This is a genomic window from Dyella sp. M7H15-1, from assembly GCF_004114615.1.
In the GTDB taxonomy this organism is placed as follows: domain Bacteria; phylum Pseudomonadota; class Gammaproteobacteria; order Xanthomonadales; family Rhodanobacteraceae; genus Dyella_B.
In genome coordinates this window covers 241285-260168 of record NZ_CP035300.1, presented here as the reverse complement: position 1 = coordinate 260168, position 18884 = coordinate 241285, and the positions used below count along the sequence as shown (strand labels likewise).

13 protein-coding genes are annotated in these 18884 nt (G+C 59.2%); 10 read left to right on the top strand and 3 right to left on the bottom strand.

The window, feature by feature from the left end; translation table 11 throughout:
• The first annotated feature begins 43 nt into the window (after nt 1-43).
• Nucleotides 44-1633, top strand: a complete 1590-nt coding sequence (gene treF, locus EO087_RS01355) for an alpha,alpha-trehalase TreF (RefSeq protein WP_128897296.1) — start codon at nt 44-46, stop codon at nt 1631-1633.
• On the opposite strand, the gene EO087_RS01350 is transcribed toward treF, so the two are convergent.
• Nucleotides 1626-2504, bottom strand: coding sequence for an alpha/beta hydrolase (locus EO087_RS01350; RefSeq protein ID WP_128897295.1), 879 nt, complete (start codon nt 2502-2504; stop codon nt 1626-1628). The two genes, treF and EO087_RS01350, sit on opposite strands and share 8 nt — an antisense overlap.
• An 84-nt stretch (nt 2505-2588) precedes the next feature.
• Here EO087_RS01350 and EO087_RS01345 point away from each other — a divergent pair, with 84 nt between their 5' ends.
• The 8 genes from EO087_RS01345 to glgX all read left to right on the top strand — a co-directional run bounded on the left by EO087_RS01345 (nt 2589) and on the right by glgX (nt 15260).
• Complete coding sequence (locus EO087_RS01345) at nt 2589-2783, top strand: hypothetical protein (protein WP_128897294.1); 195 nt, start codon at nt 2589-2591, stop codon at nt 2781-2783.
• A 316-nt stretch (nt 2784-3099) separates the two neighbouring features.
• Nucleotides 3100-4503, top strand: coding sequence for a glycogen synthase GlgA (gene glgA / locus EO087_RS01340; RefSeq protein ID WP_240669096.1), 1404 nt, complete (start codon nt 3100-3102; stop codon nt 4501-4503).
• Nucleotides 4500-6419 (top strand): 1,4-alpha-glucan branching protein GlgB, encoded by a 1920-nt coding sequence (gene glgB / locus EO087_RS01335; RefSeq protein WP_128897293.1) that lies wholly within the window; start codon nt 4500-4502, stop codon nt 6417-6419. Before glgA ends, glgB begins: the two co-directional genes overlap by 4 nt.
• Entirely contained in the window at nt 6419-8215 is a 1797-nt protein-coding gene (gene treZ / locus EO087_RS01330) for a malto-oligosyltrehalose trehalohydrolase (protein WP_240669221.1), read from the top strand. Before glgB ends, treZ begins: the two co-directional genes overlap by 1 nt.
• Nucleotides 8196-10205, top strand: coding sequence for a 4-alpha-glucanotransferase (gene malQ / locus EO087_RS01325; RefSeq protein ID WP_164931726.1), 2010 nt, complete (start codon nt 8196-8198; stop codon nt 10203-10205). Before treZ ends, malQ begins: the two co-directional genes overlap by 20 nt.
• On the top strand, nt 10202-12916 hold the full coding sequence (treY, locus tag EO087_RS01320) for a malto-oligosyltrehalose synthase (RefSeq protein WP_128897291.1): 2715 nt from the start codon (nt 10202-10204) through the stop codon (nt 12914-12916). Before malQ ends, treY begins: the two co-directional genes overlap by 4 nt.
• Nucleotides 12891-13100: a DUF2934 domain-containing protein gene (locus EO087_RS01315; protein ID WP_128897290.1), complete on the top strand. Its 210-nt coding sequence runs from the start codon at nt 12891-12893 to the stop codon at nt 13098-13100. The genes treY and EO087_RS01315 overlap by 26 nt, the downstream gene beginning before the upstream one ends.
• A gap of 3 nt (nt 13101-13103) precedes the next feature.
• Entirely contained in the window at nt 13104-15260 is a 2157-nt protein-coding gene (gene glgX, locus EO087_RS01310; protein WP_343133203.1) for a glycogen debranching protein GlgX, read from the top strand.
• A gap of 102 nt (nt 15261-15362) precedes the next feature.
• On the opposite strand, the gene EO087_RS01305 is transcribed toward glgX, so the two are convergent.
• Nucleotides 15363-16502 (bottom strand): hypothetical protein, encoded by a 1140-nt coding sequence (locus tag EO087_RS01305; protein ID WP_128897289.1) that lies wholly within the window; start codon nt 16500-16502, stop codon nt 15363-15365.
• A gap of 82 nt (nt 16503-16584) precedes the next feature.
• Here EO087_RS01305 and acpA point away from each other — a divergent pair, with 82 nt between their 5' ends.
• A complete protein-coding gene (acpA, locus tag EO087_RS01300) occupies nt 16585-18336 on the top strand; it encodes an acid phosphatase (protein ID WP_128897288.1) in 1752 nt (583 codons plus the stop codon).
• A 260-nt stretch (nt 18337-18596) separates the two neighbouring features.
• On the opposite strand, the gene EO087_RS01295 is transcribed toward acpA, so the two are convergent.
• Nucleotides 18597-18833 (bottom strand): hypothetical protein, encoded by a 237-nt coding sequence (locus EO087_RS01295; protein ID WP_128897287.1) that lies wholly within the window; start codon nt 18831-18833, stop codon nt 18597-18599.
• Nucleotides 18834-18884 lie beyond the last annotated feature (51 nt).

The following is an 18884-nucleotide window of genomic DNA, read 5'->3' as shown; positions in this document are numbered from 1 at the left end:
CCCATGCTCGAAGCTTGAGTGAACTCGTTTGGAGGACGGATCGATGAGCCCCGAAGACGCCGTGGCCACCCCGAATGCGGAGCGCACCGCAGATACGCTGACGCCCGCCGATCGTTATCAGGAACTTTTTGAAGCCGTGCAGCTTGGTCGTGTCTTTCCGGACAGCAAGACGTTCGTCGATGGCGCCCCGCGGGATACCCCGGAGCAGATCCTGGATGAATATCGTCATCTACAAACCAAGGCGGGATTCAGTCTTTGTGCGTTTGTACATGCTCATTTTGCGGCACCGCAGGTCTACGCGAGCCACTATGTTTCCGTGCCGGGCCAACCCTTGTGTGATCACATCGACGGGCTTTGGGATGTGTTGACGCGACAACCGCATCGGCATCCGCCCGACTCATCGTTGCTGCCGCTCCCTTATGACTATGTCGTGCCCGGCGGGCGTTTTTCGGAGCTTTATTACTGGGATTCCTATTTCACGATGCTCGGCCTCGCCGAGAGCGGTCGGTGCGATCTGCTTAAGTCGATGGCGGGCAACTTTGCCTACCTGATCGACACCTATGGCCACATTCCCAACGGAAACCGGACTTACTACCTGAGCCGATCGCAACCGCCCGTCTTCGCGCTGATGATCGAGTTGTTCGAAAAACATGATGTGTGTGCCGCCATCCGCTACTTGCCGCAATTGTGCAGGGAATACGCGTGGTGGATGGATGGCGCGGATGCGCTCCAGCCTGGCCGTGCCTTTCGACATGCCGTGCGTCTGGACGACGGTAGCCTTTTGAATCGCTATTGGGACGATCGGGACACGCCACGCGAAGAGGCGTACCGAGAGGACATCATCACCGCCAGGCAAGCCGTGGGTCGCCCGGCTACCGATGTTTATCGCGATCTTCGGGCAGCGGCCGCATCAGGCTGGGATTTCAGTTCGCGTTGGTGCGACGACGGCTTGCCCAGCATACGGACCACGTCGGTGCTTCCGGTCGACCTCAACAGCTTCCTGTGGAAGCTGGAACAACAGATTGCCTATCTCAGTCATCGTGCCGGGATGTTCGATCAGGCCGCATTGTTCGAGCAGCGCGAGCAGATTCGCCACGAAGCCATCGATCGCCTGTTGTGGAATAAGCAAGCTGGCGCTTATCTGGATTACGACTGGCAACGCAAGGTACCGCGCAAGAGGCTAAATGCGGCAACGGTTACGCCGCTGTATGTTCATCTGGCAAGCCGGCGACAGGCCATACAGGTCAGTCATGCCCTGCACACGCGGCTGTTTCACGGCGGAGGTATCGATACGACGGAAATACAAAGCGGGCAACAGTGGGACCAGCCCAATGGCTGGGCACCCTTGCAGTGGCTTGCGATCCGCGGCCTGCAGCACTATGGATACATCGATTTTTCCGAAGACATCGCGCATCGCTGGCTGTGTACGGTAAGCAGCCTCTACCAGCGCGAAAGCAAACTGGTCGAAAAATATGTGATCGACTTGCTGCCCCATGGCGCCATCGGTGGCGGCGGCGGCGAGTATCCGCTGCAGGATGGCTTTGGCTGGACCAATGGCGTAACGCGTCGGCTTCTGCATGAACGGCCCAGGCACGCAGCCCATCACGCCAAAGCTGCCGCCAGACCTAGATAAAAGAGGTAGCTACCGGCAACGTCACGCTTGGCGGCGTGCGCACCAGCTCCAGCAGGTTGGCGCTCAGCTCCTCGGCATGCGTGGCAAACAATCCGTGCGGTGCATCTTCATAGGTCTTGTAAACGGACACTTGCAACAATCGCGCCAGCGGTGCGGCGGTTGTCGACACCGGCGCGATGCGATCCCCACTGCCGTGTACGATCAAGGTGGGAACGTTGATGATGGCTTGCAGCTCATCGCTGAAATCAGCCTCTTTGAACAACTGGACGCACGCCAGCATGGCTTCCGTCGATGCGCGATGAATCTGTGACTGGATCCAGTCCTTCCTGGCTTGGCTGACCATGAACTCGCGATCGGCCTCGAACAATTGCTGGGTAAACCATTTCGCAAACGCGAAGCGGTCGGCACGAATGTCGGCCGCCATGCGCAGGAAGACCCGCTCATCGATGCCTTCTTCGGCATCACCTGGCGATGGTCGCAGCGAAGGAACGATGCCGCTGACAAGGGCAAGCCGGGCAACACGCTGGCCAAGATGGCGCACCATGTAGCGAACGACTTCGCCCGCACCCATGGAAAAACCGACCAGGGTCACATCGCGCAGATCCAGGTGTTGAAGCAGCGCGGCCAGGTCATCGGCAAACCGGTTGTAATCGTATGAACCCTGCGGTCGGGAGGACGACCCGAATCCGCGCCGGTCATAGGTGATGACACGGCACCCGTTATCAAGCAATGCCGCGCGCTGCTCTTCCCACATGGTGTGATCGAGCGGCCAGCCATGACTTAGCACGACCGGAAAGCCGTAGCCTGCATCTTCGTAAAACAGTTCGATCGATCGACCGAGTGTATCGACTTCAACTTCCAGCGTGCTCATGACGTACTCTCCTGTTTGTGAACGGATGATCCTCCACTCAAGCTTGCCGGAAGATGTCTGCGTGTTTTTTTGCCGTGACGGCTGATGTCACGACAGCCAACGGACCTTGCCGACGAGCCGGTTGTCTGGACGGAAAATGACGGACACGACGCACTTGACCACGCAGTGGCGCAATACTTGCCTGGCGCCATAGATACGTTCATGAGTCTGTCGGGCAATCGGTTCAATACGGATTCATTCGGCCAATACCGCCTTATCAACCTGCCCCAAGCATTGTAAAAGTTATGTAGATGGAAAGTTGTGCGGACATGGATTTAAAGCTTATTTCACTTTCTCGCATCGTTAGATGTACACAAGTTTGATGCTTGTGAATCTATCTTGCCTGTAAGCCACTGCGGCATATCCGGAAGACGTAAGAACGTCATGCGGAATCCATCACAGGAAGATCTAGACGAATCAGGCCAAATCCTTGCACGAAATCCATCAGACATCTCAATCCGCGTATCCGGGCGCCAGGCGCGAGCACCATCACGCAGCGTCACCGCCAAAACCATCGCCAGAGGTCGATCGCGACACGGCGGAAAAGGTGTTGTTTGTGACTTCCGAGATGAGGGATTTCATCAAGGCAGGCGGGTTGGGCGATGTCTCGGCGGCACTACCCCGCGTGCTGTCGCACGAACACGACATCCGCGTGCTGCTGCCAGCTTATCGGGCGGTGCTCAAATCAGGATCGGCACTGAAGATCGTGGGCCATACCCGCATGCGTGACGGTTTGCCTGCGTGCGATATCGGCGAACTCGTCACCCGCGATGGCCTACGTATTCTGGTGGTCTGTCATGACGCACTTTTCAATCGCGAGGGCTCGCCCTATGCGGACGCACGTGGCGAAGGCTGGGAGGACAACGATGTGCGCTTCGCAGCACTCTCTTCGGTCGCGGCAGACATCGCCAGCGGCCACGCCGGCCTGGACTGGCAGCCCGACTTGCTACACCTCAATGACTGGACCTGTGCGCTGGCAGCCTGTTATCTCGACTGGCGTCACCAGGCCACACCCAGCGTCCTGACCATTCACAATCTCGCCTATCAAGGCGTTTTTCCCGAATCCTCCACGCAGCGGATCGGTGCGCCAAAGAAGGCGACAGAGCTGGATTTCCACGGCGGCGTATCGTTTCTCCGCGGCGGCATGATGCGTGCGGACTGCCTGACTACCGTCAGCGACAGCTATGCGCGACAGATCATCGATCCCATCTACGGCTGCGGCATGGACAGGCTGTTGGCGCGGTGCCGGAACGAAGGCCGCTTGATCGGCATACTCAATGGCATCGATCAAAGTTGGAATCCGCTTTACGACGACGCCCTGCCCGAACCTTTCTCGATCGGCCAGTGGGACAAGCGTCGGCAGAACACCGCTGACCTGCGTGGGGAACTTGGATTGCACACGATACCTGGCCCGCTGTTTGTGTTCGTTTCGCGGATGGTTCACCAGAAAGGTCTCGACCTGGTGTGTGAAGCGGCGCCGCAAATCATTGCGGCGGGCGGTCAGCTCGCCTTGATCGGTCGCGGCGAACCGATGTACGAGCGCATGGCGACGATGCTGGCGAAACGCTTTACCGGCCGCGTCGCAACCCACATCGGTTTTAACGAGGCCGTCGCGCACCGCATGTTTGCCGGCGCCGATTTTCTTTTGATGCCATCGCGTTACGAGCCTTGCGGCCTTAGCCAGATGTATGCGCAGGCCTACGGTTGCCTGCCGATTGCGCATGCTACCGGCGGTCTGAATGACACGATCGAAGATGGCGTATCCGGACTGCTGTTCCAGAACGCGCGCGTCAGCGATTTGCGTAACTGCCTGCAACGTGCTTTCCGGATTTTTGCAGAACCGCTGTTGCTTGAGGCCATGCGCGGAGCCGCCATGCTGGAGAAGCACGGCTGGAGCCGCTCCGGCCGGCAGTACACCCATCTCTACCGACGGCTTTGCACGCAAAAGGCAGTCGCATGAGGCTTGCCATAGACGAATACGACCCCTTGTTGTCGAAAGAAACACTGGATGCATTCAGTCGCGGCGTATTGCGCAAACCTGCTGACGTACTTGGCGCGCAGCTCTGGGATGTCGGCGATGTCGAAGGCGTGCATTTTTCGGTCTGGGCACCGCATGCGAAACGCGTCGCCGTCGTGGGTGACTTTAATCGCTGGGATGGCCGGCGCCACGTCATGCGCCGGCATGACAAAGCCGGCATCTGGGAAATTTTCATTCCGCACGTGGCAGCCGGCGCGGCCTACAAATTCGAAATGCTCGACCAGCACGGCCACGTGCTTCCGCTCAAGGCTGATCCGTACGCCAAGCAAACGGAGTGTCCGCCGGCATCCGCATCGATCGTGGCGCCACCGCTGTGGCGCGCATGGCACGACGCATCGTGGCTGGCGCGTCGCCGAACGTTGCCCTTCGACGCGGCACCGTTATCCATCTATGAAGTCCACGCACCCTCCTGGCAACGCGATGCCGAAGGCGGATGGCTAGACTGGGATGCCCTGGCCGCGCGGCTGATTCCCTATGTGCAAGACCAGAACTTCACGCACATCGAGTTTTTGCCGGTCAACGAATATCCATTTGGGGGCTCATGGGGCTATCAGCCCACAGCCATGTATGCACCGACGGCTCGTTTGGGAAGTCCGGGTGCGTTTGCGCGATTTGTCGATTCCTGTCACGTGGCAGGCATTGGCGTCATCGTCGATTGGGTCAGTGCTCACTTTCCCGCCGATGCGCATGGACTTCGCGCTTTCGACGGGACGCCCTTGTATGAGCACGGTGATCCGCGCGAAGGCTACCATCAGGATTGGCATACCCTGATCTACAACTACGGCAAGCCTCAGGTCCGCCAGTACCTGATTGGCAGCGCGCTGGCATGGATCGATCGCTTTCATGTCGACGGACTTCGCGTCGATGCAGTGGCGAGCATGCTTTATCGCGACTACAGTCGCGCCGAAGGTGAATGGATTCCCAACGAACATGGCGGCCGCGAAAACCTGGAGGCCGCTGCCTTCCTGCGTGACCTGAATAACCTGATCGCGAACGAACATCCTGGCGTGATGATGTTCGCGGAAGAGTCCACGGCTTGGCCGGGCGTTACGCGGAAAGTCGAGCAAGGTGGCCTGGGTTTCGCGTTCAAATGGAACATGGGCTGGATGCACGATGGTCTTGGTTATATCCGGCAAGATCCGTTGTTCCGACGCTATCACCACAACAAACTCACCTTCGGTATGGTCTACGCCTATGCCGAAAAATTCATCTTGCCGCTATCGCATGACGAGGTCGTGCACGGCAAGGGTTCCCTGATTGCGCGCATGCCGGGGGATCGCTGGCAGAAGTTCGCGAACCTGCGTGCGTTCTTTGGCTTTATGTGGGGGCATCCCGGGAAAAAACTGCTGTTCATGGGCGGGGAATTCGCCCAGTGGAACGAGTGGCAGCACGATCGCGCGCTCGACTGGCAACTGCTTGAAGATCCCCTTCATCAGGGCATGCAGCAATTGGTTAGCGATCTCAACCGCCTACTTCATCAGGAACCCGCCCTGCATCAGCGCGATCACGACCCGGGTGGTTTTGCCTGGGTGGTCGGCGATGACACGCATAGCTCCGTATACGCTTTTCTGCGTTATGGAAGCGAAGGTGCGGCGCCATTGCTGGTGGTATGCAACTTCACGCCGCAGATTCGTGACGATTACCGCATTGGCGTGCCGGAAGCCGGTCTGTGGCGCGAGGTGTGCAACACCGACAGCCGTTACTACGGTGGCTCCAACGTGGGTAATGGCGGCGAAGTCCGTGCCCAGAACATCCCTTGCCGCGGGTATGCGTATTCGCTCAACTTACGCCTTCCGCCGCTGGCCACACTGATGCTGAGAGCGGAGGGCAACCCGTGATGGGCATTCCATGCGAGACGGACACCGGCACCGATTACGATGGCATGTATGGCGCCAGGACGCTCGATGAGGAGCATGTGCGGTTTTGCCTGTGGGCGCCGGATGCTGAGCGTGTCGATCTGGTGATTGGCCATGCGTTCCACCCGATGATTCCCGACAGTGCCGGTAACTACGCCTTGACCATCAAGGCGAAAGCCGGCACCTGCTACAACTACCTCATCAATGGCGAACACCACGTGCCTGATCCGGCATCGCGTTCGCAGCCGGCCGGCGTGCATTGTCCCAGCCTGGTGATCGATCCATCCGATTACGTCTGGCAGCAGCATGGGTGGCAAGGCATACCATGGCATACCGCCGTCATCTGCGAACTTCATGCCGGCGTCATGGGCGGCTTCGACGGCATCCGCGAAGCTTTGCCGCGCTTGGCAGCCTGCGGTTACACGGCGATCGAACTGATGCCGATCGGCTCGTTCGAAGGCGAACGCAACTGGGGCTACGACGGCGTGCTGCCCTATGCGCCGGATGCCAGCTACGGTACCCCGGCATCCCTGAAAGCCATGATCGACGAAGCCCATCGACTGGGCATCGCGGTGATACTCGATGTGGTGTACAATCATTTCGGCCCGGCCGGCAATTACCTACCTTTGTATGCCGCCAGTTTCTTCCGCCATGACCTGCAGACGCCGTGGGGCGCCGCCATCGATTTTCGCAAGCCGCAAGTCGTCCGGTATTTCATCGACAACGCACGGATGTGGATTCACGAATACCGCTTCGACGGCCTGCGCCTCGATGCCGTGCACACCATCAAGCCGAAAGCGTTCCTCGACGAACTGGGCGCGGCGATACGCAAATCGTGCCCACCAGGGCGCCAGGTATTCCTGATCGTCGAGAACGAAGACAATCGCGCCGGCCTGCTGCGCGCGGACTACGACGCACAATGGAACGATGACGGGCACAACGCCTTGCATGTGATGCTTACCGGCGAGCACGAAGGTTATTACGCCAACTTCCATCCCGATCCCACCGACAGCGTCGCCCGCGCACTGACCGAGGGCTTCGTGTTCCAGGGCCAACCCGATCACAGAGGTGTGCGACGCGGCGAACCCAGTCGCGGCCTGGCGCCGACATCCTTCGTGCTGTTCCTGCAGAATCACGACCAGATCGGCAACCGGCCCATGGGCGAACGGCTGACCCGCCTGGTCGCCGAGAGCAATCTGCGCGCGGCGACCGTACTGGTGGCGCTCAGCCCGATGGTGCCCCTGTTCTTCATGGGCGAGGAATGGGGATGCGATACGCCGTTTTTCTACTTCACCGATTACCAGGGTGAGCTGGCCGAACAAGTGCGCGTCGGCCGCCGCAAGGAATTTGCGCATTTTTTCGGATTCACCGATCCGGCCAGCCGCCAACGCATTCCCGACCCCAATGCCAAAAGTACGTTCGAGGCATCCGTGCCGCGCTTGGACAACCCCACGCTCGCCAGGATGTGGAAACACTGGTTTGGCCATCTGCTTCATGTGCGTCGGGAACATCTTTGTCGCCGCCTGGAACACAGTTGCCCAGTGGGAAGCACTGTGCTGGCCGAACGTGCCCTGCTCGTTCGCTGGCGATTGATCGACGGATGCATCTGGGAGATCGCGCTGAACGTATCGCCACGCGATGTCACGTGGCATCGCAGCGATGGCGCGCAAACGATCTGGTGCGAGCCACCGAATGCCATCCGGCATCCGGATGTCTTGCCCGCCCATTCGGCCATGGTATTGGCAAGCGAGAGGCGCGATGACGAGCCTGACACTTGAAGCGCACGCATTGGCTACCGGCATCGAAGTTGACTGGATCGACGCCTACGGCCGATCGCGACAACTTGCGGACATCACCCTGGAAAGGTTGCTCGACGCCATGCATGGGTCTTGGCCTGATGCAGCCGCATCGCTGAACGCGCCGCATCGACGACAACCATACCCAGCCACCCTATCGACCATGCTGACCGCCGATATCGGCGGCACGACCTGTGTTCCGATCACTCCCAGGCATGCCACGCCAGCCATCCTGCGTGATGAAACCGGTACCGAGCACGCCTTGCGCATGGATGCGCAGGGCCATTTCCAGGTACCTCGCCGGCATGGTTATTACGAACTTCATTACGGCGCTACTCGCTTGCAATTGGCGGTAGCGCCGCCGCGATGCTTTGGTGTCGCCGACCGCCTCGCTTCACATCGATCTCGCGGTTGGGGGCTTGGTGCGCAGGTGTATTCATTGCGCCACGATGACGACGGCGGGCTTGGTGACAGTCGCGCGGTGGCGCAACTGGCGCGCTACGTGGGTGAGGCTGGCGGCGATGCCCTGGCGCTGAGTCCCATGCACGCGGTGAAACGGACGGCTGCGATATATAGCCCTTACACACCATCGCACCGCCAGTTCCTCGACTGGATTTACGCCGACCCGGCACAAATCCTGGGCGAAAATGCTTTTCAGGCTGCACTAGAACGTGTCGGCATATCCGAACAGTGGGCACGCGCAGAGGGCGCGCGCCTGGTCGATTGGCCGGTGGTCTATGCACTGCGGCGCATGCTCTGGCAGCAGTTGCACATCCAGTTCAAGCAAGAGCCCGACCCCTTGCATGGCGAGCTTGAGGGATTCGCTGCCCGTGGCGGCGAATCCTTGCGCGCGCATGCACGAATGGTTGCGCGCGAAGTCTTGCACGCAGCACAGACAAGCGATCCTGCGACATACTCGGCCAGTGCCATCCCCGAAGCGTTACGCGCAGAATGGGAGTTCGAAATCTTTGCGCAATGGCTGGCCGAGCGATGCTGGCAGAAGACACAGCATGCAGCCTTGGATGCTGGACAGCGCATCGGCCTGATCTGGGATCTTGCCGTGGGTTGCGATCCGACGGGCAGCGAAGCCTGCGCGTACCAGAATGCGCTGCTGAAAGGCGTGGAGCTGGGCGCGCCACCCGATGCGTTCAATGCCGAGGGCCAGTGTTGGGGCATCACCACGTATTCGCCCTGGGGGCTGAAAGCATCAGGCTTCCAACCGTTCATCGAACTGTTGCGCGCCAACATGTGTCGTGGCGGCGGCTTGCGCATCGATCACGTGAGCAGCCTCTGCCGCCTTTGGGTGGTACCGCAAGGCCAGCTTGCCGAGCAAGGCGGTTATCTGAAATATCCTTTTGAAGACATGTTGCGCTTGCTCGCATTGGAATCGTGGCGCCACCGATGTGTCGTGATTGGCGAAGACTTGGGCACGCTTCCCGCAAACTTGCGCGAAGCATTGGCTGCCCGTGGCGTACTCGGCACCGACGTGCTGTTGTTCATGCGCAATGACGAAGGCGAATTCTTGCCGCCCTCGCAATGGCGGCGACAAGCCATCGCGACCACCACCACGCACGATCTTCCACCTTTGCTCGGCTGGCGGGCCGCGCTGGATATCGAGCAACGCACCAACATGCAAGGCTGGTCCGACCGCATGCGCCTGAAGCAGCGGAAAGAACGCCGAGCCAGTGTGGACAAGCTCGACCACGCGCTTTCGCAATGGCGGCAAGGCCGTGGGGTGGATTCATTGCAGATGGCCAATCAGGCATGCGTGGATTATGTGCTCGACACCCCCGCCCAGCTTGCCCTTATTCCCATGGAAGACGTGCTGGACAGAACCGAACAACCTAATCTGCCCGGCACCGTGCACGGCTATCCGAACTGGCAACACCGTCTGCCGCCAGCGAGCCATGACGCTTTGCAAGCGATCCTGCAGCGGATGGGTCAGCGGCGACAACGAGCAACAGCGCCATGACCACCTTGCGCGCCACCGTACGTCTGCAGTTGAACCGCGACTTCGATTTCGCTGCCGCTGCGGCCCAGGTGCCCTATTTTGCCGCCATGGGCCTCAGTCACATTTATATGTCGCCCATTGCCATGGCTCGCCCCGGCTCCACGCATGGCTACGACGTCGTCGATCCGATGATCGTCAATCCCGAGCTGGGTGGCGAAGCAGGGCTGGCCGCATTGGCCGACGTACTGCACGCCAACGACATGGGCGCGATCCTGGACATCGTGCCCAACCACATGGCCGCCGACCTGGCCAACACATGGTGGGGCGATGTTCTCACCCAAGGCGAAGCAAGCGCTTACGCCAGCTATTTCGACATCGAGTGGGATGCACCAGGAGCACAGCGAAAAGTGTGGCTGCCCTGGCTGGACGCTCCACTCGAACGCGTCTTGCATAACCGGCGTTGCATGCTGGAGCGGCACACCGGCGGCACCGGCATCGGCCTGTGGCTGGATGACAGCATGTTGCCAGCTTCAGAGCGCAGCTTGCAGTGGTTGTTCGAGCGAGCGGAGGTTGCACTCCCCCCACATGCCGTGGCGGGGCGTGTTTTCGACGCAGCCAGGCGTTGCATGCAAGATCGGCAAACACATGCGGCGCTTGACCAAGCCATTGCCACAGTCAACGCCGACACCGCGCTGATGAGTCGCTTCCTGGAGCTGCAACATTACTGCCTAGGCCGCTGGTCGGACAGTGGCGAGCGGCTGAATTACCGCCGCTTCTTCGATATCCACACGCTGGCCGCCTTGCGCATGGACCGCGATGCTGTTTTCGAAGCGGTCCATGCGCTGCCGCTGCGCCTGATCGAAAACGGGACGATCGATGGTCTGCGTATCGACCATATCGATGGACTCAGCCAACCGGGCCATTACCTGCGCCGCTTGCGCGAGCGCATGGACCGAAGCTCGCAACGGGATCTGCAGCGGCACGTGACTTTGCATGTCGAAAAGATTCTTGCCCCAGGCGAAACACTGCCTGCGGACTGGCCGGTCGATGGAGCCACCGGTTACGATTTCATGCGGGAAGTGAGCGCGCTGCTGCACGATCCGGTGGGTTATGCCGAACTCAGACATGCCTGGGCAACGTTGACTGGCGGCTGTGCCGAATTCGCACAGGAGGAACGCACTGCCCGGCTTTACATGCTCAATACCCTTCTTGGTGCCGAGCTTTCGCGCTGCGCACGCGCCTTTCAGCAGTTTCTTGCCAGCAAAGCCGAACGGGATGTAGCCCTGGATGTATTACGGGATGCGCTGTGCGATGTGCTTGCGAACATGCCGGTGTATCGCAGCTATCTGGGCGATGGAAAGATCACCAAGGCAGATCGACAGACGCTCGAACATGCCTTTGCGCATGCCAAGCAGGATGGCGCGGCGGATCGCGCACCTGTTCGGGCCATGATCCGCCGATGCTTGCTCAGCATCGACGCCGCACAGCTTCCGGCAGAACAGGCGCAGCGACTGCAAACCGTGCGCTACCGGTTTGAACAGCTTTCCAGTGCCCTCAGCGCCAAGGCAGTGGAGGATACGGCGTTTTACCGATACGGCGCGCTACTATCGCACAACGAAGTCGGCGGCGCTCCTGCTCACGTGCAACCTGAGCCGGAGAGCTTTCACGCCGCCATGCCATGGCGCGCTTCGCGATGGCCGCGCTCGCTGTTGGCCACTGCCACGCACGATCACAAACGCGGCGAGGATACACGTGCCCGGCTCGACGTACTCGGCGAACGCGCGCAGACATTCCTGGAGACGTTCAACGCCTTCTCCAAGGCAGTCGACCATCGCATGCCGCTCCACCCTTCCACCCTGTGGATGCTGTTGCAAACATTGCTTGCCGCATGGCCGTTGGGCACGCACGCGGATGACACGCTGGTGATGCAGATGTTCGCGGAACGCATCAAAGCATGGCTGCTGAAAGCGGAACGCGAGGCAAAGTTGCATACCTGCTGGACAGCACCCGACCACGACTATGAAACGGCATGCGGCACGCTGGTCGATGATTTGTTCATCTCCGGCGAGTTTGCGAGCGTATGCCACGATCTTTGCCACGCTGCCGGCAAGCTCGATGCGGCGGGCGCCCTGAACGGACTGGCCGCAGCCACGCTTCATTTCACCGTACCCGGCGTCCCCGACCTGTATCAAGGTACCGAATACTGGGACCTGTCTTTGGTGGACCCGGACAATCGGTGCGCCGTTGATTACCGCACACGCGCGGAAACCTTGGAGCAGCGGCTGGATTTCAGGACGCTCGTGCCGCAGTATCGCGACGGCGTCATCAAGCAGCATCTTATTCATGGCCTTCTACAATTGCGCAAGGCATGGCCTGAGCTTTTTGCCAACGGCTCATACCAGCCGGTTGTTGTAGATGGCGCGCGGCAAAAGCATGTCGTCGCGTTTGTGCGCCGACACGGCAGCCATCAACTGTTCGTGGCGGTGCCGCGCCTATGCGCCAGGCACATGGCCCGCGCAGACCTACCCATGGCCGATCCCGACTTCTGGACGGATACGCGCGTCGAAGCTTTCAGCGACGATCACGCCTGCGTTTTCGTCGATGTCTTCACCCATCGAAAGCACCGCGTGAAACCATCCGGCTGGCGGGCCGGCGAGCTGTTCGCCGACGCGCCGGTCGCCATATTGATTCCTGCCAGTCAAGCACATGAATGCCCCACGCTCACCGGCTGAACGGCAGCACCGGATCAGCGAAATCGCCTATCGCATCTGGGAGTCGGAGGGGCGTCCGCAGGGTCAGGCGCAACGCCATTGGCAGATGGCCGAAAAACTGGTGCTTGCGGAAGAACGGCAGGCCGAGTTAAGAAACAACCACGATGAAAAACCACCGGCACATCCCCCGGAGCAAGACCCCTGAACGATGACCAAACTCATGCGTGCAAGCCGTGGAATGAGATCAGCAACGACGCATGCCTCCAGCCTGAAGGAAGGGCTTCCCTTTCCGCTGGGTGCAACCTGGGATGGCCTGGGCGTGAACTTCGCGCTGTTCTCCGCACACGCCACTCGGGTGGAGTTGTGCCTGTTCAACGACGAAGGCAACGAAACCGAAAGGGTGACGCTGCCCGAATATACCGATGAAGTCTGGCATGGCTACCTGCCAGATGCGCGTCCAGGACAACTCTACGGATATCGCGTCTACGGGCCTTACGAACCCGGTGCGGGACACCGTTTCAACCCCAACAAGCTGCTGCTCGATCCTTATGCGAAACAGATCGTGGGTCCATTCATCTGGCACGACGCCTTGTTCGGCTACACGATAGGCCATCCCGATGAGGATCTCAGTTACGACGAACGGGACAGTGCGCCTTACATGCCGAAATCGCGTGTCATCGATTCGGCCTTTACCTGGGGTGATCACTACTGGCCCGGAGTGGCGTGGGATCGCACGATCCTTTATGAAATGCACGTACGCGGCTACACCATGCGACACCTGACGGTGCCGGAGGCGCTGCGCGGCACGTTCGCGGGATTGGCGCACCAGGACGTGGTCGATTACATCCGTTCGCTTGGCGTCAGCTCGGTCGAGCTTCTGCCCGTGCATGCTTTCATCGATGAAAAACATCTGCTCCACACGGGGCTGCGCGATTACTGGGGCTACAACACACTGGCCTTCTTCGCGCCGCATCCGCGCTACATGGCCAGCAACACGATCACCGAATTCAAGGAAATGGTGGCGCATCTCCACGATGCTGGACTGGAAGTGATCCTCGACGTGGTTTACAACCACACCGCCGAAGGCAACCACCTGGGCCCCACACTGTCGCTGCGCGGCATCGACAACGCCACTTATTATCGCCTCGCTGACGATCCGCGGCTTTATATCAACGATACCGGCACGGGCAACACGCTTGATCTCAGTCACTCACGCGTGCTGCAAACCGTGATGGATTCGCTGCGCTACTGGGCGACGGAGATGCGCGTGGATGGCTTTCGCTTCGACCTCGCCACCATTCTTGGAAGGGAATCCCATGGCTTCGATCAGAGCGGCGGATTTCTCGATGCCTGCCGGCAAGATCCGGTGCTAGGACAAGTCAAGCTGATTGCCGAACCATGGGATATCGGGCCCGGCGGTTATCAATCCGGCAAATTTTCACCCGGCTGGGCCGAATGGAATGACCGTTTCCGCGATGTCACACGAGCCTTCTGGCGTGGCGACGAAGGTCAGCTTGCTGAATTCGCCACCCGCCTGACCGGCTCCGCGGATATTTTCAACATGCGCGGACGACGGCCATACGCGTCCATCAACTTCGTGACCGCGCATGATGGCTTCACCTTGCACGATCTAGTCAGCTACAACGACAAGCACAACGAAGCCAACGGTGAAGCGAACCACGACGGCTCCAACAACAACCTGAGCTGGAACCATGGCGAAGAAGGCGCGACGGAAAATCCCGATATCTTGGCACTGCGCAACCGGCAAATGCGCAACCTGCTCGCTAGCTTGCTGCTGGCCCAAGGCACGCCCATGTTGCTGGCCGGCGATGAATTCGCGCAAAGCCAGAACGGTAACAACAATGCCTATTGCCAGGACAACCCCACGACCTGGCTGGACTGGCAATCAGCGTCCGGGTACCGCTCCCTGACGGATTTCGTGCGCCAGCTTACCCGCCTTCGGTCTCACCACGCCTTGCTAAGACGTACTCGGTTCCTGCAGGGCAGCGCTGATGAGGATTCCGGTATCAAGGACGTCACCTGGCTGACCCCAGAAGGCCAGGAATTCACCGAAGAGCGCTGGAATGATCCTCAGTCGCGCTGTCTCGGCATGCTGCTAGATGGACGCGCTAAACCCACCCGCCTAAAAAAAACCGGTGTTGAGAGCACACTACTGTTGTTGATCAATGCGCATCATGAGCCGATACCCTTCGCGCTGCCCAAGCCGCCGGCGCGATGCGAATGGCGACTGTTGCTCAGCAGCGCATCCGGATCGCGCAAATCAACGTCCGCCGATCGTCAAAAAGTCACGCTCGAACCACGCAGCTTGATGCTTTATAAAACGCACCCGCCGACACCTTTCTAACCCTGCCGTTCCGGCAGGTCGTGAGCACACATGGTTTTTCTTTAAGCAAGCATTTCGCGTTCGCGGAAGTATGATCGAGAGACAAGGCAAAGCCATCACCACTCACTGCCCTAGGGAGTAGAGCAATCCATTGGCGAAGTTGTACAAGGGAACGAAGTTGCTCTCCGTCAACCGCGTAGACCTATAAGAATTGGTGAATATCGCTATTAATTCATTATCGAAAACGTGACCCTGGTATAAGACAACCGGCCCGCCACTATTGCCATTTGCACCAGGGCATTCGTTCAGCAAAATTCGCGCTGCGAATTCCGCCGATTGTGTGTGACTGCGGCATATATATTGCCTGCCGTTACCATAGCGAGGACCCTCCGCGGTTGTAGTTCTACCAGGGTATCCATGCGTCGTTACGAGATCAGGAAAATCATCGAGTGGGATAAGTTTTGGAATGAGTCCTGCGCCTACAACGCCTTCCAGGCGATTGTGCCAAGGTGTGCCCGGTGCCGAGTACACATACCCAATCGCCACATCATAGTTTTGATAATCGCGGATATTTTCCCGATCAAGCCAGCCTTGCGGAGCAAAGGATTGTTGAATGGGCCAGCGTCCAAGCGGTGTGTGCACGCGACCGAATGGGTCTTGTGAATAGGCTGGAACAAACATGACCATGTCAGCAAATCCATCGACCCCATCCATCAAGCAATGTGCCGCCGTAAGAATCAATTGACCACTCGTCGACGTTATGACAGAGGCCGAGCAGGTGTATACCCCATCGGGTGCGGTATATGGACGTCTATAGAACAAGATTCCATTAACCCGCGTTGTCGAATCGAGCCCATCATAGGGGAGTGGTAGTTGTGCATAGTTACACGAGTCTCCGCCTGGGGTAATGATGTGTTGGGGATCTACACGGCAGGAATAAAAACCACCGCCGATTACAGCGTCCCGCATTTTCTCAGCGGTCCAAAATTTCACAACAGCCTCGGGTGAAGACTCGATCGGACCAGCACACACTTCATTCGGCGAATTTGGCAGGCACGGATCATCGTGCCGCATGAGCAAGCCGGGTGGCTTAGCGACTTCAATCACGGATGCCGCGGAGTGATCTTGCGCCACGGCCGACGCTGATAAAAACAGTGCAAGCGTGATGATTGAAGTGATCCTTCGCGCGCTATACATACGACTCTCCTTTTCAATAAAAACCATGGGGCGACAGATGCGTTGCTGATCGTACTCAGTGGACATGAAAAACACGTGAGCTTGCCACAAGTCACCACGGATGCCGGCCGCTACACTAGCGCGCTTTGGATACGGCAAGAAAACACACATGAAACAGCAATCACCTTCATCGCCCGAGTCACCCTCCGATACCCATGCAACACCCGATGAAACCCCCGACCTGGGCCGGCGTTCGTTCCTGACAGGACTCGGTGTTGCCGCCGTTGCCATCGGCGGTGGACTGGGTGGTTGCAGCACTTCCGGCGAACACGACCAGGGTATGCCTGCGCCCGTCGGCAGCGCCGAACTGGATCGCGTACTACGCGACAAAATCAAGAATGTCGTGGTGATCTTTGCGGAGAATCGCAGCTTCAACAATCTGTTCGCGGAGTTTCCCGGCCTGGAGAACCCGCTGTCGTCGCTCAAGCCGGAGGATTACCTGCAACTCGATCGCGATGGCAAGAGCGTGCTGCCGCATTTACCGGAAGTACCGCACGGCTGGCTGCTCCGCGACCAGGTCATCGACGGCATCAGCTACCCCGCCGGCCAGCAATACCAGACCAAACTGCCGAACGGACCTTTTGCACTGAAAGGCCCCAAGGGCGAGCATCTGCCGCTGTCGCTGGTCACGCGTGACCTGTGGCACGTGTTCTACCAAAACCAAATGCAAATCAACGGCGGCAAGAACAACATGTTCGTCGCCTGGGCCGATTCGTCGGCGTTTACCATGGGCCACTATGCCAACGCGCACTATGGTTTGCGCCTGTGGGATCTCGCCAGCGAATTCACCCTGTGCGACAACTTCTTCCAGGGCGCATTCGGCAGCTCCTTCCTCAATCATCAGTACCTGATTTGCGCCACCGTACCGCGCTATCCCGATGCGGACACCAGCATCGCGCAGTCGCAGATCGCCGAAACCGTCAGCGGACGGCCGGACGATCCCAACCTCAAGCCGAAGAAACATTCGCCAGGCAGTGCGATGGATGGCCCGCCGCAGTTCGGACCCAGTGCTTTGACACCGACCGAAACGCTGCCCAACGGCCAGCGCCTGAGCTACGCCGTCAATACCATGCTGCCGCCGTATGCACCCACGCCGATGAAACTGGGCGCGGACGGCGTGGTGGACTTCACCCAGCTTTCCAATGCCATGGCGCTGGTGCCGCAAACACACGAACACATTGGCGACAAGCTCGACAAGCGCAACATCGAGTGGGCTTGGTATGCCGGCGCCTTCCAGGAAACGCTGGATACGCACGGCACGAATCTTTCGAACGGCACGCCAGTCGTACCGAATTTCCAGTATCACCACCAGCCGTTCAACTATTTCAAAAACCTTGCACCGGGTACGTCCGCGCGCGCCAAACGCCTGCGCGATGGCGGACTGGGCGACGATGAAAGTACCAACCGCTTTCTCGCCGATGCCAAGGCTGGTAAGTTGCCGGCAGTCACGTTCTACAAGCCGCAAGGCAATCTGAACATGCATGCGGGCTACGCCGATGTCTCATCCGGCGACCGCCACATCATGCACGCCGTTAAAATGCTGCGCAGCAGCACGCAATGGGAAAACATGGTGGTGATCGTCACTGTCGACGAAAACGGCGGCTGGTGGGATCACGTCCCACCACCGCAAGGCGATCGCTGGGGACCGGGCACGCGCATACCCACACTGGTCGTTTCACCGTTCGCCAAAAAGGGACATGTCGATCACACGGTATACGACACCGCGTCGATCTTGCGCCTGATCACCCGTGTGTTCGACCTGGAAACACTCGATGGCATTCGCGATCGCGACAGCGCGATGACTGCACGCGGACAGACATCCATGGGCGATCTGACCAACGCCTTACAGTTCCATACCTGAGTGGCGCGACTATGCAAGCACTTCCCTTATGCGCGAGGGAAGCGTTTGTATAAGGACCCGGCGATACACATGACTGATTGCAACGGTCTGCATCTTTTCAAAATCATCACATGAGATATGAGAAAAATTGTCTGTCGGGTAACAAGGTGCGACGGGGTTCCCCTGCCCCTCGACTCTTCCGACCAAGCCGCCGCAATGGCGGCTTTCTTTATGGCAACGCTGAATAAGTATCGTGCGCTACAATCCCGAAACTGCGGCTTCTAGAGCCCCTTCGGATGCATCGGCTCTTGATGATGCTTTTCCTTCACTTCGCGCAGCAACTCCAGCACGTGCGCCCGCTGTTCCTGCCGCTTCTTGTCCTGCGCCGCAAGCAGTTCCTGCCGCTTTGTCATCCGCACGGGCACCGTCTGGCGGGGATGCATAAAGCGGATGAAATAATCAAACCATGTGCTCAGACGCCATGGTGAACGAATATGTGGTGTGCCTTGAGTGTTCATGAATGGTCTCGACCGCATGACAGCATTGGGCGGCGCCCATTTTCGCTGCCT